Annotated in this window: 14 protein-coding genes; all 14 read left to right on the forward strand. The window is 43.0% G+C overall.

Annotation, left to right across the window (positions count from 1 at the left end; genetic code table 11):
• Positions 1 to 191: 191 nt before the first annotated feature.
• Positions 192 to 1,475 carry an SGNH/GDSL hydrolase family protein gene (locus MKX40_RS14775; protein ID WP_339242699.1) on the forward strand — a complete coding sequence of 428 codons (1,284 nt, stop codon included), beginning with the start codon at positions 192 to 194 and terminating at the stop codon, positions 1,473 to 1,475.
• A 40-nt stretch (positions 1,476 to 1,515) separates the two neighbouring features.
• A complete protein-coding gene (locus tag MKX40_RS14780) occupies positions 1,516 to 2,289 on the forward strand; it encodes an alpha/beta hydrolase-fold protein (protein ID WP_339242700.1) in 774 nt (257 codons plus the stop codon).
• Positions 2,290 to 2,362: 73 nt separating this feature from the next.
• Positions 2,363 to 2,998 (forward strand): glycoside hydrolase family 11 protein, encoded by a 636-nt coding sequence (locus MKX40_RS14785; RefSeq protein ID WP_339242701.1) that lies wholly within the window; start codon positions 2,363 to 2,365, stop codon positions 2,996 to 2,998.
• Positions 2,999 to 3,132: 134 nt separating this feature from the next.
• A complete protein-coding gene (locus MKX40_RS14790) occupies positions 3,133 to 3,972 on the forward strand; it encodes an SUMF1/EgtB/PvdO family nonheme iron enzyme (RefSeq protein ID WP_339242703.1) in 840 nt (279 codons plus the stop codon).
• 382 nt (positions 3,973 to 4,354) lie between these two features.
• Positions 4,355 to 5,470, forward strand: coding sequence for a response regulator (locus tag MKX40_RS14795; protein ID WP_339242705.1), 1,116 nt, complete (start codon positions 4,355 to 4,357; stop codon positions 5,468 to 5,470).
• Between the two features lie 4 nt (positions 5,471 to 5,474).
• Complete coding sequence (locus tag MKX40_RS14800) at positions 5,475 to 7,256, forward strand: sensor histidine kinase (RefSeq protein WP_339242706.1); 1,782 nt, start codon at positions 5,475 to 5,477, stop codon at positions 7,254 to 7,256.
• 13 nt (positions 7,257 to 7,269) lie between these two features.
• A complete protein-coding gene (locus tag MKX40_RS14805) occupies positions 7,270 to 8,811 on the forward strand; it encodes a response regulator (protein WP_339242708.1) in 1,542 nt (513 codons plus the stop codon).
• Positions 8,812 to 8,950: 139 nt separating this feature from the next.
• Positions 8,951 to 10,606 (forward strand): ABC transporter substrate-binding protein, encoded by a 1,656-nt coding sequence (locus tag MKX40_RS14810; RefSeq protein ID WP_339242710.1) that lies wholly within the window; start codon positions 8,951 to 8,953, stop codon positions 10,604 to 10,606.
• 174 nt (positions 10,607 to 10,780) lie between these two features.
• Complete coding sequence (locus tag MKX40_RS14815) at positions 10,781 to 11,683, forward strand: ABC transporter permease subunit (protein ID WP_339243071.1); 903 nt, start codon at positions 10,781 to 10,783, stop codon at positions 11,681 to 11,683.
• A 12-nt stretch (positions 11,684 to 11,695) separates the two neighbouring features.
• Positions 11,696 to 12,598 (forward strand): carbohydrate ABC transporter permease, encoded by a 903-nt coding sequence (locus tag MKX40_RS14820; RefSeq protein ID WP_339242711.1) that lies wholly within the window; start codon positions 11,696 to 11,698, stop codon positions 12,596 to 12,598.
• A 292-nt stretch (positions 12,599 to 12,890) separates the two neighbouring features.
• Positions 12,891 to 13,265, forward strand: coding sequence for a response regulator (locus MKX40_RS14825; RefSeq protein ID WP_339242712.1), 375 nt, complete (start codon positions 12,891 to 12,893; stop codon positions 13,263 to 13,265).
• On the forward strand, positions 13,255 to 13,887 hold the full coding sequence (locus MKX40_RS14830) for a chemotaxis protein CheC (RefSeq protein WP_339242714.1): 633 nt from the start codon (positions 13,255 to 13,257) through the stop codon (positions 13,885 to 13,887). The genes MKX40_RS14825 and MKX40_RS14830 overlap by 11 nt, the downstream gene beginning before the upstream one ends.
• Entirely contained in the window at positions 13,880 to 14,851 is a 972-nt protein-coding gene (locus MKX40_RS14835; RefSeq protein WP_339242715.1) for a sensor domain-containing diguanylate cyclase, read from the forward strand. The genes MKX40_RS14830 and MKX40_RS14835 overlap by 8 nt, the downstream gene beginning before the upstream one ends.
• A gap of 304 nt (positions 14,852 to 15,155) precedes the next feature.
• A complete protein-coding gene (locus tag MKX40_RS14840) occupies positions 15,156 to 17,468 on the forward strand; it encodes a glycoside hydrolase family 95 protein (RefSeq protein WP_339242716.1) in 2,313 nt (770 codons plus the stop codon).
• The last annotated feature ends 174 nt before the right edge of the window (positions 17,469 to 17,642 follow it).

Raw genomic sequence — 17,642 nt, forward strand, 5'->3', positions numbered from 1 at the left:
ATGTTATTGTACTTAACTTAAAATGATATAGTGGTTGAAATCCTATACTTTGTCAGGTTGTTGTAAAATTATGTAAGCGATACACTTTGGGAGAAGGATCACACCTGATCTAATCATAATACAAGCTGTGGTCCTTTAAATTTGGTTTGAGGGATGATCAGAATCTAGCCGAAAGGATGTGATGGTGATTTATGCTCCGGGATTCAGAAGATGCAGGTGAAAACACGGAATTCACTGCACCGCGTGATCCAGTGGGAGTGACAGCTTCGTCAGTCAAGCCCGCAATTGACTTTGAATCACAAGGATATCGTGACATGATTGGCCGGTCTCTTCTGAACAAAGGGATTAATGTCAGATTAAAACGAGCCATTGAGAAGGCAAAAAACGGCGAACCTGTTGTTATTGCTTATATTGGAGGCTCCATTACTCAAGGTGCTGGTGCAATACCTATTCATCTTCAAAGTTACGCTTATCGGTCGTATGAATCGTTCAAGTTTATGTTTGCGCTTTCAAAAGATAGTCCGATTCATCTAATTAAAGCAGGCGTAGGTGGAACTCCTTCGGAATTGGGGATTGTACGTTATGATCGTGATGTGTTACGTGGAGGTACGGTTCAGCCGGATATTGTCATAATCGAATTCGCAGTGAATGACGCAGATGATGAAACTCAAGGGAATTGTTACGAGAGTCTGGTGCTCAAAGTACTTGCTGCCGATAACAAGCCAGCAGTCATCTTGTTATTCAGTGTATTTGAAAATGACTGGAATCTGCAGGATCGTCTCGCCCCGGTTGGCTGGCATTATGATCTGCCAATGGTAAGTGTGAAAGATGCTGTCGTAGATCAGTTCAACATGACAATAGATGAGGGCAACATTATTTCCAAAAAGCAATTTTTCCATGATATATATCATCCGACTAATACAGGGCATCGGATTATGGCCGATTGTTTGGAACATTTGTTCGATGTGACGAATCATTCTGAATGGGATGAGCAAGATCATGATAATAAAAAAGCTCCGCTAATTGGAGATGATTTTGTTCATGTGAAGCTGTTGGATCGGAAAAACGGCAATAACATTGCCCTTATCGATGAAGGTTCTTTTTGCAAAACGGACACGGATCTGCAGATGGCTGAGGTGGATGCTCATGACTATGGTACACCCCAGTTCCCCAACAACTGGATGCGTCCGGGAGAGGGAAGAGGGTCTCAGAGCAGCTTCAACATAAGTTTGCAGTGCAAACGTCTCATTCTGATCTTTAAGGATTCGGGTAGCGACGAATTCGGAACTGCAGATATCAGGGTAGATGGGGTATTGGTCCGAAAAGTCGATCCTCGTAAGATCAACTGGACCCATTGCCATGCATTACTTCTGCTTGACGAAGAACAAGTTAGGGAGCACTCCATCGAGATCGACATGGCAGAAGGTCATGAACATAAATGCTTCACCATTCTGGGTTTTGGCTATGTGGATTAATTAAGACGGATAGTCATTCATATGTTCGGAGGATAAGAGAATGAAATTGATCTCATCAGCAGTAACGGGATATGACCAATATCGGGAGAATATACCACGTGGAGTCATGGAGACGATAGAGTACCCTTCCAGGGCGGTTGGCAATGCCCGTAAAGCGATGGTGTATACCCCACCAGAGTTTTCTTCGACAAGAATGTATCCTGTACTTTTTCTTTTGCATGGGATTGGTGGAGACGAAACCGAATGGCATACTCATGGTTCTCCCCAAATTATTCTTGATAATCTGTACAACGATAACTTGCTTGAGCCGATGGTTATTGTTTTCCCCAATGGTCGCGCGATGTCGAACGACCGGGCCGAAGGAGACTTGTTTGAACCTAAAAAAATCAAGGCATTTGAACGATTTGAATCCGATCTGCTTCACGATTTGATCCCTTACATGGAGTCCAACTATCCTGTGCATACAAGCCGGGATAAAAGGGCAATCGCTGGTTTATCCATGGGTGGAGGTCAAGCCTTAAATATCGGATTAAGCAATCTGGACCATTTTGCATGGATCGGTGCTTTCTCTGCAGCCCCAAACACCAGAAGTCCGGAGCTGCTTGTTCCCGATCTTTCGAAAGCGCCTTCATTAATCTCGCTGTTGTGGATCTCTTGTGGTGAGCAGGACAATCTTATAGAGATTAGTCTTGGAGTTCACCGATATCTGGCACAACACGGAGTACCTCACATTTGGCATGAGGAAAGTGGAGGACATGATTGGCCCGTATGGAAGAACGATCTGTATCTGTTTTCGCAACGACTTTTCAAGTGAAATCTGCTGAAGATCATTCATATCGGATTGTAGTGTCAACCAAATCTATTAAAATATCAGGAGGTATCATTTTATGTTCAAATTCGGTAAAAAATTAATGACTGTTGTTCTTGCAGCTTCCATGAGTTTTGGTGTATTCGCAGCAACATCCAGTGCTGCAACAGATTATTGGCAAAATTGGACAGATGGTGGAGGAACGGTCAACGCCGTGAATGGATCTGGCGGGAATTACAGCGTGAATTGGCAAAATACCGGGAACTTTGTTGTCGGGAAAGGGTGGACATATGGCACACCTAATCGGGTAGTCAATTACAATGCCGGTGTGTTCGCTCCTTCAGGTAATGGCTATCTCACCTTCTATGGATGGACTAGAAACGCTTTAATTGAATATTACGTAGTGGATAGCTGGGGAACGTATCGTCCGACCGGAACGTATAAGGGCACGGTGAACAGTGATGGTGGCACATATGACATCTATACAACGATGAGATACAATGCACCTTCCATTGATGGTACGCAGACTTTCCCTCAGTATTGGAGTGTTAGACAGTCCAAGAGACCGACTGGTGTCAATTCTACCATTACGTTCAGCAATCATGTGAATGCGTGGGCGAGCAAAGGGATGTACCTTGGAAATAGTTGGTCCTATCAGGTAATGGCTACAGAGGGTTATCAAAGCAGCGGAAGTGCAAACGTAACGGTTTGGTAAAAATGATGTAATGTAATTCAACGTCTGCACTTGCATTTGATTTCAATTTTCCGGAAGCGTTGAGGAACCGTTATTCAGCAGATTAACGGACCTCGACGTTGCCGGATTCAAGCTTAGCAAAGGAGAATAATTGAATGAGGAAGCTAGTATGGTTAACCTTAATTGCCATGGTTGTTAGTCTGAGTGCTTGTTCAGCCGGTAATTCTCAATTAAACGATGACATGGTTTTCGTCGAAGGAGGGGCTTTCAAGAGCAGTAAGTCGAGTTTTACTAATAAAAATGAAACGCTGGACTCCTTTTATATTGGCAAATATGAAGTGACTCAAAAAGAATGGATGGAAATTATGGGGGAAAACCCGTCTGGCTTTAAGGGAGATGATCTGCCCGTTGAAATGGTCAGCTGGTATGACGCAGTCGAATACTGTAATCAAAAAAGTATAAAAGAAAACCTGAAACCTTATTACAATATAGACAAGGACAATCTGGATACGAATAATCACAATGAAAACGACAATATCAAATGGAATGTAACGATCAACGAAGGTGCCAACGGTTACCGTTTACCTACAGAAGCAGAATGGGAGTACGCTGCAAGCGGAGGCCAAAAGAGCTTAGATTACACATACAGCGGAAGTAATAATCCGGATGAAGTTGCTTGGTACTGGATAAATGCCGGCGAAAATATTCTGACAGGTGATTGGAGCTGGCCCGCTATTGAGAGTAATCGTAACCAAACCAAAAAAGTCGGAACTCAGAAGGCGAATGAGTTAGGAATCTATGATATGTCTGGGAATGTGAGAGAATGGTGCTGGGAGTGGTACAGCGATCCGGAGGGACCCAAGCAAACTTGGCGAGTTGTGAAAGGCGGAGGCTGGATGGGCGGTGTCAATAACAATGAAATAGCATTCCGAGGCAAATTTGATGCAAATGGTTTTGGGCCTGATCAAGGATTCCGTATTGTGCGCGGAGAATAAATTCTCTTGCCTGTTAGTGGACTACTTCTGAGCTCGACCTATAATTTATCGGGTGAAAACCTATAGTTTATCAGGTTGTTGCACAAAAATGTAAGCGTTACACTTGTATTGTCATTCCCGGCGCTTCGTTATAATCGGAGCGTTCTTATAATACGACTGATAGATACAATTCTAAGTTATCGATTAATGATGATTAGACTGGTAAAATATTGTTTCTTATACAATTGCATACATCTTCAGATCCTGAAATTCTCCAAGTTGTGCGAGCAGACAACAATCCTGCTGTTGTTCTGCTGTTTAGCGTTTTCGGAACAAATTGAATCTACCCATAGATATAGATAAAATACATGCAGCTGATCATGGACAAAAGAGAGGTGAGCTAATGTACAAGGTCATTGTCGCGGATGATGAGCCGTTTATGCTAGAAGGATGGAGAACGATGATCGACTGGCGAGCTTGTGGATATGAACTCTGTGGGACGGCAACCGATGGGGAGGAAGCACTTGCTTTGTTCAACTCGGTTGAACCGGATCTTGTCGTTACTGATATTCAAATGCCTGTTATGGATGGTCTCGGTCTGATTCACACCTTGCGAGAAGATCTCGCTTATACCTCCAAAATCGTTATCGTTACAGGATACTCCGATTTTAATTATGCCAAGCAAGCCATACGGTATCAGGTCGATCAGTATGTGCTTAAACCTCTTGTTCCCGAGGAAATTCATCAAATCCTTATGGAAATGATAGAACCTCTGGACAAACGTAGAAATGAACGACAACAGCAGAATGGAATTATGGTTACAGATGAAGCCTATGAAAATCATCTTCATGAATATCAAATAAGCGAAGAATATAATTTAGAGCAAATGATGAACATCTCCAAAGAGATCTTGGCGTTGATTGAAGCAGGAAACACGTATTCCATCGATGATGCAGTGAGGGCATTGCTAAAGAAAAGTGAGAAAGCAGAAGTTTCATTGGAGTGGATACATCATGTCATCCGATATATCCATGGGGAGTTGCTACGGAAATATGGAAAGAGAGAGGTTTGCAGAGAAATCCTATGTGAAAAAGAATGGCACGAGGCTGCGAGTTGGACTTCTGGCACATTGCAAGACCTGTGTGTTCGACTGTCCGCGCAACTTTCCCAGTCTGAATCGAAGCAAAAATCGGGTACAGGAGGGCTTGTTGCAGAAGCGCTGAATGAATTGAAACAACACTATCGAAGTAAAATTAAATTACAAGATGTAGCTAATCGTATTCACGTGAATTCTGCCTATCTGGGTCAACAGTTCAAGCGGGAGATGGGAGTCAGTTTCAGTGACTATGTGCACCAGCTTCGTGTTGAGGAGGCCCGTAAACTCCTGCGACGTACCAATATGAAGATTACTGACATTGCATTCAGTCTGGGATATCATGATGCTGAATATTTCACCCAAAAATTCAGAGCACATACAGGGGAGCTTCCATCCGTCTACAAAAACAAAAATCAAGGGTGATCATATGCGTCATAAATTCTGGATGTTCCGTAAGGTTAATGATATTCCCCTCCGATCAAAATTTCTGCTTATTTATGTACTAAGCATTCTCCTTCCTGTAATAACGATTAATATCTTCTTCTATCAACGAACCTCTGCGGATATCAAAATTAGAGAACAGGAAAATCTGCGCAAATCCATCGACAGGGCTGCGGGGGAACTGCTTGGCATGATTGATGAGAGCGTTGCTCTTAGCCGAATTATTGCAGCAGACGATTCGCTCTACGAGGCATTGGATCGGACCTATTCTTCCCCCGTCGATTATTACAATGTGTATCATGCATTTCTGCGAGATAAATTAACACGGTATATGTCAGCGAATATTCTGGAGGTACGTATCTATACGGATAACCATACCATTCAGACGGGCAGTCATTATATTGTGATGAAAGACAAGAATGTACTTCCTGGATTGAAACAGCTGAAATCCACCAGTGGGGGCATTCTTGTTGTTGATTATGTTGAGCCGTCCGGATTTAACGCGGGAAGAAGGATCAGTGTGATTGGCAAAATGGATACCTACACTTCCTATGCCAATTACAACAAGTATTCCAAGATCGATCTGGAACTTAACCGGGTGTATAGCATTTTGAATCGTGAATCAGACAGTCTTCAGCTGCGTCTGGTCGATAGCAACAACCGTACTGTCGTTTCAAGCGGAGAATTCAGCGAAACCGCCATATCCAACCCGGATAACGAATCAATATCCAAGGACGCTGGCGATTCTGGTTATACACTCGAAAAGTCATTGGGCAATTTAGCGTACCTTAAGGGTTGGAAATTGATTGGCGTTGCCGATACGCGTCACCTTGACCACCTGTTGCAAGAAGCCTTCAAATCCATTCTGGGATTACTGGCAATAAGTATTGTAGTCCCCTCTGTGTTGATTTACATTATTTTGCGTTCCTATCACTATCGGATTCGCAAGTTATCCAGACATATGGAGAAGGTTCGCAATGAACGATTCGATCTGATTGAAATTCAGGAAGGGCGCGACGAGATTGGCGGGCTGATTCGTACATTTAACATCATGATTGGTAAAATTCATACGTTGATTAATGACGTATATAAACTGGAAATCCGTCAAAAAGATCTGGAGTTGGATCAAGTAAGGACCGAATTGTCCATGCTCCAGAGTCAGATGAATCCCCATTTTTTATTTAACACTTTGAATGCCTTGCTGGTCGTTAGTACGAAAAATGGATATACAGAAGTCATTGAGATTATTAAAAGTCTGTCCATGCTGATGAGACAGTTGCTCAGTCATTCTGACAATCTGATTCCTTTGCAAGAAGAGCTACAATTTACGAATCTGTATCTCCAGATTGAGAAGTTTCGCTTTGGAGAGCTGTTTGATTACACTTTCGAGGTTGACCCTGATGCAGCTTCGTTGCTAATTCCCCGAATGAGTATTCAACCGCTCGTTGAAAATGCCTGCAAACACGGCTTGCAGGCGCGAAAAAATGGCAGACAGATCAAGATAATGGCGAGACGAAATGCTTCTGAATTGCTAATTCAGGTGATCGATAATGGAATCGGCATGGATGCAGGGAGACTAACCGAGCTTCTGAGAGATATTCGTTCTGAAAGACCCAGAAACGGTGAACATGTAGGACTGCGCAATGTCTACCGCAGGTTGGAACTCTTTTATGAAGGAAATGCGATATTCGATCTAAGCAGTGTACCGGGAGAGCAAACCATTGCAGGATACCGTATACCAATCTCCAGGTTGGAACAGAGGAAATAGGAGGTAAACTCTCATGTATAAAGTATTGCTAGTGGATGATGAACCGTATGCCATTGAAGGATTACAACTTCTGATCAATTGGGAAAAGCATGGATTTGAAATCAGAGGTGTGTGCGCCAATGGTGCGGAAGCCATTCGTATGATACAAGAAGATCAACCTGATCTCGTGGTGACAGACATTCGTATGCCTGTCATGAATGGGCTTGAGCTTGTAGAAGAAGCACGACGATTGGAACATGAGTCTGTGCTGTTTGTCATCACGAGTGGATACAGTGACTTTAATTATGCCAGACAAGCCATTCGATTAGGTGTCTCCAACTATTTAACCAAACCCGTTGACAGTATAGAAGCAGAGGATATGCTGGTTCGTCTCCGTATGCAATTGCAGGAACGTGAAAATCAGGAGCGTATTCGGGAACATGCCAACGAGCAAAGGATCAAAGTGTTTTTGTCCGCAATGATTAAGGATAAGCAGACTATATCGGAGCAGGAGATGTCAGAGACCCTTCCTCGTTTGAACAAGTCCCATTGGGCATACCTGCGGATAGCTCTTCAAGGAGATATTCAGGAAGCCTGTTTAGTAGCTGAACAAATGGCTGACGCAACAACTAGTTGTTATGTGTTAGACAGAACAAGAGACTCATTGGGACTGGTATGGGGTGAAGAAGTGAATGATAGCGGGGGGACTTCTGAAGCAGTTAAAGCTTTTGCCCAGCGTTTGATGAGCAACATGCAAAATAACGGCTGCGAAGATATTCATATCGCGGTTGGTTCAACGGTGAACAAACTGGAGCTTTTATCTGAATCCTTCTGCTCCGCTCAGGAAGTTGGGCGTTATTTGTTTTTTAATCAAAAGCGCCTGTTGTTTGCCGAAGAAATTCAGCTGGAGAATTGGCAGTTTGATCCGGAAACACTGTCAGAGGTGGACCATATTAGCGAGTTGCTTGAGAACGGTTCTGTAGAGGAACTCTCAAGCAGCATTCGTAGTGCCTTTGAACTGTTTATAGAGATGAAGGCTGCGCCAGAGATTGTACATATTTTCTCTACCCATATTATATTCCGCGGACTGTCCTTGTGTAGAGAATTAGGAGGAGAATCTAATGCTCTAATGAATGAATTGGCAAGCGGAATCCTGGAGAAGGGCCAACGAAATATCGAAAAGGTTGCTAGCAATCTGGAACATTTCTGTTTGCAATGCAAGTCAGAACTGGCTATTTTCCGGGAAAGGCAGCTTGGTGGCATTCAGGCAACGGTTGCTGAATATGTGCAGATGCATTACAGAGAGACGTTTACCATCCAGGAACTCGCAGAACGATTCTACGTGAACCCAGTCCATTTAGGGCAGTCTTTTTTGCGAAAGTACGGCAAAGGTGTAATCGAGGTAGTACATGATCTGCGAATGGAAGAAGCGAAACGTCTCCTCCAGCATACGAATCAGACATCAAGTGCGATCGCAGAGCAGGTAGGGTACCGCAGTTACCAGCATTTTCTAAGACACTTCGAAAAACGTACAGCTATGAAACCTTTAGAATACAGACAAAAGTATGTGAATTGAGACTTGAAAAAGAAGAACCTCTCCCGAATAAGACCTGCAATTACAGGGGGGTGGACCTTAAATATATATATTTTGAAACCGCATACATTTCTTCATACTAAAAACAGTAAGACATACCACTTCCAAGGAGGGCAAGTACATGGGGGGACTTAAGAAAAAGAAGCTTTGGGGTTCCGTATCACTCGTTCTGGCTTTAAGTTTGGCACTTGCAGGATGCAGCGGTGACAATGAGAAAGCGACTACACCGGATGGGAAAGAGGTACTGAACATTACGGCCTTTATCGGAACGCCAAATCAGGCGCCAGCTAAAGACAACCGAATCTACAAGAAGATCCAGGATGAGCTCGGAGTCAATCTTGAGATGGAGTTTCTTGTGGGTGATCTTCAACAGAAGCTCGGCGTTATGATTGCCGGTGGCGATTTCCCTGACTTGATCACAGCAGATACCAAATTGGTATCAGCCGGTGCGGTTATTCCGCTCGAGGATCTCATTGAAGAGCATGCACCTAATCTGAAGAAGCATTTCGGTAAAGACTGGAACCGGATGAAAGATTCCAGTGACGGACACATTTACTGGTTGCCTAACTATGGAGTCTATACAGGGGAGTTCATTAGTAACTATTATTCTGGGCCAGCATTCTGGATTCAAAAGTCCATCCTGAAGGATGCCGGGTATCCGACTCCTAAAACGTTGGATGATTTCACAAAGTTGGTTCGTGATTATGCAGCCAAGAATCCGACGATTGATGGACAACCGACGATTGGCTTTACTACACTGGCATCTGACTGGCGGACGTTCCCTTTGCTTAATCCACCAGAACATCTTACGGGTCACCCTAATGATGGGGGAGTAGTCGTGGATGAGAATGGAGTGGCGAGTGTTTTTGCCGACAAGGATATCTCCAAACGTTATTATAAGGAACTAAACAATCTGTACAATGAAGGATTGCTGGATAAAGAAGCCTTCGTTCAGAACTATGATCAATATCTGGCCAAAATTTCTTCGGGACGTGTACTTAGTATGTTCGACCAGCACTGGAATTTCCAAGCCGGCGAAGACCCACTCGTAGCACAGGGGAAAATCGGCCAGACATACGTAGGTTTCCCGCTAGTCTATGATACAAGTATCACAGATCATTATCTGGATCGTCCGGTCATTAACTTGAACAATGGTTTTGGTATCAGTAAAGATGCCGAAGACCCTGTCGCACTCATTAAATTCCTCGATAAGCTTATGGATGAGAAGTACCAGAAACTCTTGTCATGGGGTGAAGAGGGTGTAGACTATCAGGTGAATGAAGAGGGAAGATTCTATCGTACACCAGAGCAACGTAAAGAGCAGGATGATCCGGCATGGAGATTGGTTAACAAAGCGGAAGGTTTCTATGCTGCGGCACCAAAGCTCGAAGGAACATTTGAAGATGGCAATGCCATTGGAGCGATCAACCAACCTGAGGAATTCTATGACAACCTCAAACCGGAAGATAAAGAGCTTCTGGATGCATATGGCTTCAAAACATGGAGTGACTTCTTCTCTCCTGCACCAGAAAATCCAGTGTACTATCCAGCATGGCAGGTCGATCTGAAAGAAGGCTCTGATGCTGCGGTAGCGAACAAACAAATGACAGACACTTCATTGAAATTCTTGCCTAAAGCGATCATGTCAAAACCGAATGAATTCGATAACATTTGGACTGAATATGTAGACGCTTACAAGAAAATCGATATTAAAGCTTATGAAGACCGAATTAATGAACAACTGAAATGGAGAATCGAGAACTGGTCTGTTAAATAAAAAAATGCGGCAATGATTCACTCGGAAGGTATTAACCAAAGGAATTACTCAGGCGAGTACCTTCCGGGTATCATGCATAAAGTCGCTGTAAGCCAATAGGAGGAGTGAAAGATGGCGAACACGCCTGGAGCCATACCAGAGCAAACCACCCGTACAGTCGTTGCCAAAACACCAATGTTAAAACGGTTGCGCGGACAAAGACAACTAATGTTCATGTCATTGCCCATCGTTGCGTACATTCTCGTATTCTCGTATTATCCCATTTGGGGCTGGGTTATGGCCTTTCAGAATTACAGTCCTGCCAAGAATTTCTCCCAGCAGGAATGGGTCGGGCTCAAACATTTCAAGTTTTTGCTAACTGATGATGCTTTTCTTAACGTGCTTCGTAATACCATTGCGATGAGTGTAATCAATATGGTACTCGGATTTGCGACAGCCATTATATTTGCCATTTTACTTAATGAGATCAAGCATAAGTTCTATAAACGAACGATTCAAACGATATCGTATTTGCCTCACTTTCTCTCATGGATTATCGTGACAGGCATCGTGGCAAGTTCACTGTCTGTAGACGGCGGGATTGTCAATGTGGTGCTCATGAAGTTAAACATCATTCAAGAACCTATCATGTGGCTCAGCGTTCCGGAATATTTCTGGGGCATTGTAGGCGCATCTCATGTGTGGAAAGAAGTAGGCTGGAATGCCATTATTTATTTGGCGGCCATTACGTCGATCGATCCCTCGCTCTATGAAGCAGCAGAGATCGATGGTGCGAACCGATATAAGAAAATGCTGTATGTGACCTTACCCGGAATCAAATCCATTGTTATCATTTTGCTGATCATGAATATGGGCTGGATTCTGGAAGCTGGATTCGAAGTTCAGTATCTGTTAGGTAATGGTGTGGTTGTCGACTGGTCACAGACGATAGATATATTTGTCCTGAAATACGGACTACAGATCGGAAATTACTCTTTGGCTACCGCAGCAGGCATATTCAAGACAGTAGTTAGTATCACGCTAATCTTTGCAGCGAATTCTATTTCCAAACGGCTCGGGGAAGACCGATTAATATAAGGGGGACTAGAGATGGGAATCAATAAATCTCGGCTTGAACCGATTGTCTTCCATACGTTAAATGGTATACTGATGATAGCAATCGCGATTGTTACCCTGTATCCGTTTGTGAATACACTCGCCGTATCGTTCAATGCCGGTAATGACACCATCCGGGGTGGGATTTATCTGTGGCCTCGGGTATGGACAGATCAAAACTACAGAGCAGTATTTGCAGGAGGAACCATTTTCAGCGCCTTTGGTATATCTGTGGCGAGAACGGTTTTGGGGACAGTATTAAGTCTATTCTTAACCTCCATGCTGGCTTACACATTAAGCCGAAAAGACTATATATTACGAAAGCCCATTACCATTATTGTTGTTCTTACGATGTACTTTAGTGCAGGTCTTATTCCAACGTACTTCCTAATGAAAGATTTGCATTTGTTAAACAACTTTCTGGTGTACATTATCCCTGGGTTGATCAGTGCTTTTAATATGATCGTTATTCGAACCTATATCCAGACACTACCTGAGGGACTGATCGAATCTGCCAAAATTGATGGTGCTGGAGATTTCAGAACGTTCATGTCCATTATTCTACCGCTGTGCCAACCAGTGTTGGCTACGGTTGCACTGTTCATTGCAGTCGGCCAGTGGAACTCTTGGTTCGATACGTTCCTCTATGCTTCTTCCAAACAAAACCTGAGTACGCTGCAATATGAGTTGATGAAACTATTATCTTCTTCCATGAATTCCAACAGCAGTGCAGCCGTTGCCAATGGGGCAGATCTTGGCGCTGCGCGCAACATGGTCACTCCAGTATCTATTCGGGCAGCCATTACAATTGTTGCCGCATTGCCGATCTTGGTTGTATATCCATTTTTGCAGAAGTATTTCGTTCATGGCTTGCAGCTTGGCGGGGTAAAAGAGTAAACTTGATTGGTAAACAGATTCAGTTAAAGATTAATAATCCAGAACGGCCACATGCGTGGCCGTTTTTGACTTGTTTAGAGCCTTTTATCCACAAAGGGGAGTTACACCAGAAGAACGAAAAAGTTTTGTTCAACAATATTGTTGACAATCTATTTGACACTACTGTATTATAAATTGTTTTACTTCTATAAATTTCAGGAGTGCCAATAGCGCAAGTGCTCCTTATTAAAGAACTGTCTACAACACCTGAATTTCCCAAGCTTTAACATTGTTGACGAGGAGACTAAAGAAAATGAAAGTACTAATTGTGGAAGACTCCATCTTTGTACAGAAATTGGTCCGGAAGCTAATTATGGATCATACTACGGATTGCGAGATTCAGATTGCAAGCAATGGAGAGCAAGGATATAACTTATATCAGACATTCAAGCCTGATCTTATCATAACGGATCTGCTAATGCCTGGTTTGAATGGACAAGAAATGCTTCGTATGATTCGGGAAATCGATCGGGATGTACATATTATTATTTTATCCGCGGATATTCAGAAGGCGACACGTGAAGAAGTAGAGAGTCTGGGAATCTCAGGCTTTTTAAATAAGCCCTTAACTGTTGATAAAGCAAATACGTTGGTTGAATTAATTCGGGTGACCAATCATGCTGAATGAATTGCAGAAGGATTTGCTTACTGAACTTGTGAACGTATACGTGGGACAAGCTGCCAATATGTTATCAGAGATTGTTGACAGGCATATTGTATTGAACATTCCTGATGTAGAACTGATTTCTTTCTCCGATGTTGATCGGAAAGATCGGAGATATAACATTTTTTTCAATGAAGGGCATCTATTCAGGTCTTCTCTTCAATTTGGCTATGAGTTTCAAGGAAAAGCTTTTTTGATGTTTCCCGCTGAGCAGGCTAAAATCCTGGCAAATATGTGTCTTGGGGAGCTCACTGAGACCATACCTGAAAACTTCCGCTTGATGGATACCGATCTGGATGTGTTGAAAGAAGTCAGCAATGTCCTTCTCAATGCCATCATTGGAGAATTTGGCAATTTCCTTGAGTTAAAACTCGAATATGTACTGCCGGATATTGAATTAATTCATGGCACTCACTCTGATCCGGAAATACTGCTTCAAAACGAAGTATATGTACTTGTTCTCCATACATCGTTTTTGCTCGCCGAAACGGACGTGAAAGGAATAATTATTATTGCGTTAAGTATGAGCTCCATCTCCATTTTGCTAGACAAAATTGATGCATTGCTAGGAGCTGGCCATGAATAATCTTCTATCACAAGCACTGAAAAAAGCCAATATAGGCATGCTCATTGTCGATAGACAATTGAAAGTTGTTCTTTGGAATGGCTGGTTGGAACGCTTTACTGGCAAAAATGCGGAAGAGGTTATAGGACTGAATCTGCTTGAAGTCTGCCCACGGTTTAAGTCGAGTATGTATCAGAATATTTTGCAAAATGCGCTGTATCACGGTCAGAGCAGATTTTGCTCAAGCGCTTTACATAAGGCATTCATTCTCCCGAGGGAAGGCGAGGATGAATATATATTCAGACAAAATATGCACGTGGAGCCACTCTATCTGGAAGATCACAGTTATGCCCTTATTCAGATTACTGACATGACGAATACAAATACCCGTGTGTATAAACTTAAAAATCTGATTAAAGAACTTGAGACGGAATATACCACAATTAAAAAGTCCGCGAGAATGAGCAAACATCTGTCTTTGCATGATGTGCTTACTGGTCTGCCTAATCGTCTTGCTTATAATGACCGTCTTGCCTGGTCAATTAGCAATGCGCAAAGACACGATAGCAAACTTGCTGTCATGTTTGTGGATGCCGATGGATTCAAGCAAGTGAATGATACATATGGACACGATGTTGGGGATCAAGTGTTGATGGAGATGGCAAAACGTTTCAGAGAAACGATCCCGAGCACAGACATGGTGGCCCGGCTCGGCGGGGATGAATTCACTATCTTAAGCCATCTACAGAATGATCAAGAGGCTATAACAATTGCCAAAAAGTTGGATGCTGCATTCAGTACGCATTTTAAAATTGCTGGAAACCATATTAATCTATCCATAAGTATAGGCATTAGCCTGTTTCCAACCCATGGACAAGAGCCTTCTGAACTTCTAAGATATGCCGATCAAGCCATGTACACGATTAAAAAGAATGGCAAAAATGGTTACGGAATCTATGAACCTGAACATGTTGAAGAATTCTAAAGATGCCTTTTAATAAAGTTGCTATAATAGCAACTTTATTTGTCTATACGATTAACATAAGAAAAAATACGTTTCTGGTGGTGCGTAGATTGAACGAAATGGTTGGTGCGATAGTCGCACTTTTGCTGTTCACTTCGGAATTTACGATTAAACACTTTTCGCTACGATAAAATTGTGATAATTCAAGTTAGTTTTGTTCATTTAAATGCTCTTGAGATTACAGTACACTTAAAATAACATACGAACGGAACATACTAAACATGAGAAGAAATGTGAGGAATTATACTTCGTTGGAGGGTTAAAAGTGAAGACTAAAAATATCTGGTTTAATCAACCTGCTAGAACATGGGAAGAGGCATTGCCTATCGGAAATGGAACTCTTGGAGGCATGATTTTTGGAAAAACACAGATCGAGAGAATTCAGCTTAATGAGGATAGCCTGTGGTATGGTGGCCCGATGCAGCGGAATAATCCTCAAGCCCTTGAATCTTTATCTCAGATCAGAAACCTGATTTTTGATGGCAAGATTAGTGAAGCAGAAGAACTCGCAGCAGATACTCTGGTAGGTGTTCCTGACGGGCAAAGACATTACGAGCCATTAGGCGACTTTTACATCGCTATGGATCACAGTGGACAAGAACCGAATGATTATCAAAGACATCTCGATCTGGAACATGGTAAGGTAAACGTGCATTATACCGTAGATCAATCCATATACAGCCGTGATTATTTTGCTAGCTACCCGGATCAAGTGCTCGTTGTTCATCTCAAATCCAGCGTACCTGGAAAGTTATCTTTCTCCACTATTTTTGGCAGGGGAAATGTTCTGGAATCATCATCATGGTCCAATATTCTCAAACATCCTGTTGGTTTCCAATCCTATCTGGATCGGATCGAGAAGCGTGGAACGAATAACTTGATTATCCGAGGAAGAAGTGGGGGAGAAGAAGGAATTCGATTTTGTTGCGGGATTCGCCTTATATCTGAAGGGGGGCAGGTTCATTATTCAAGCGGCCAGCTTTCTCTTAAGGATGGTAACTCAGCGACTATTCTAATCTCGGCCTGCACGGATTTCCGAATACCCAAGGAACAACTCGAAGCAGAGTGCCTCCGAAGAATTGAATCCGCTTCCACAAAGTCATATAACGAACTGCTCGCCGATCATGTCTCGGATTATCAATCCTTATTCGAAAAGATGGATATACATCTTGAAGATGATCATACAGATGTTATCTGTTCCGAACTTCCAATCGATCAGCGCCTTGAACGGCTTAGAACTGGTAAACATGATCCGGAACTGATAAGTCTATACTTTCAATTTGGTCGTTATCTGCTTATCTCAAGCAGCCGTCCAGGTTCTTTACCGGCAAATCTCCAAGGGATATGGAACAAAGACATGCTTCCTGTATGGGATAGCAAATATACGATTAATATTAATGCACAGATGAACTACTGGCTCGCAGAGAGCTGTAATCTTTCTGAATGTCACGTTCCTTTGTTTGATTTTATAGAGCGACTGCATGTTCGAGGAAAGGAAACAGCTAGAATCATGTACGGATGCAGGGGGTTCGTCGCCCACCACAATTCGGATATCTGGGCTGACGCTGCTCCGCAGGATGTATGCATGACATCGACGTTTTGGACCATGGGAGGAGCGTGGCTTTCATTACATCTGTGGGACCATTATGAATACAATCAGGATGTTCAGTTTCTACAAAAAGTTTACGCCACGATGAAAGATGCGGCTATGTTTATTCTGGATTATCTGATAGAAGATCCTTCCGGCAATTGGGTGATATGTCCTTCCTCCTCCCCGGAGAATCGCTATATATTAGATAATGGAGAATCGGGGGCTTTATGCTTTGGTGCTTCGATGGACAATCAGATTATTAGAGAGCTCTTCACGCGCTGCATTGAGAGTACACGGATCTTGCAAGAAGATCAGGAATTCGGAGAACAGCTCCGTAATGCTTTAACCAAAATACCGGAGACCTCCATTGGAAAACATGGCCAAATCCAAGAGTGGAGTAACGATTATGATGAATTGGAACCTGGCCACAGACATATTTCCCATTTATTCGCTTTGCATCCGGGAACGCAAATTACGGCGCAAGCCACGCCTGATCTGGCTACGGCAGCTCGCGTAACACTCGACAGAAGATTGGAACACGGTGGTGGACACACCGGATGGAGCAGGGCGTGGATTCTCAACATGTGGGCACGATTAGAGGAGTCGGAACTTGCACACGATAACATCGTGGAACTTCTACGTTCCTCCACGTTACCCAATCTGTTTTGTGATCATCCTCCATTCCAAATTGATGGGAACTTTGGAGGTACTGCAGGTATAGCAGAGATGCTTCTCCAGAGCCATGACGGAGTACTCCGATTGTTACCTGCTTTGCCCGCAGCCTGGCCAACAGGATATATTCATGGTATTCGGGCTCGAGGCGGATTTGAATTAGATCTGGAATGGGAGGCGGGTCGTCTGTTGAATACCAGAATTCGCTCTATTGCAGAAACTTCTGTAACCGTATCCTATCAGGACCAAAAGATAGAATTAACCTTTCCAGGCCCGAATTCCATGATTGAATTGAAAGGAAACACCTGGATTTAATAGAATGATCAATAATAAGTTACCGATTTACATGAGCGAATATCGCCCGATAGAATTGTCGGGTGAATTCGCTCTTTTTCTTTTCTGAGCTAAGATAAAGCCATTGATTCAAGCCGAATCAACGGCTTTTTGGTGTGAAATCACTGTTTTTAATAGTCCTTTCGCGCAATAAAT

Origin of the sequence: Paenibacillus sp. FSL R5-0517 (assembly GCF_037974355.1) — a bacterium.
Classification (GTDB): Bacteria; Bacillota; Bacilli; order Paenibacillales; family Paenibacillaceae; genus Paenibacillus.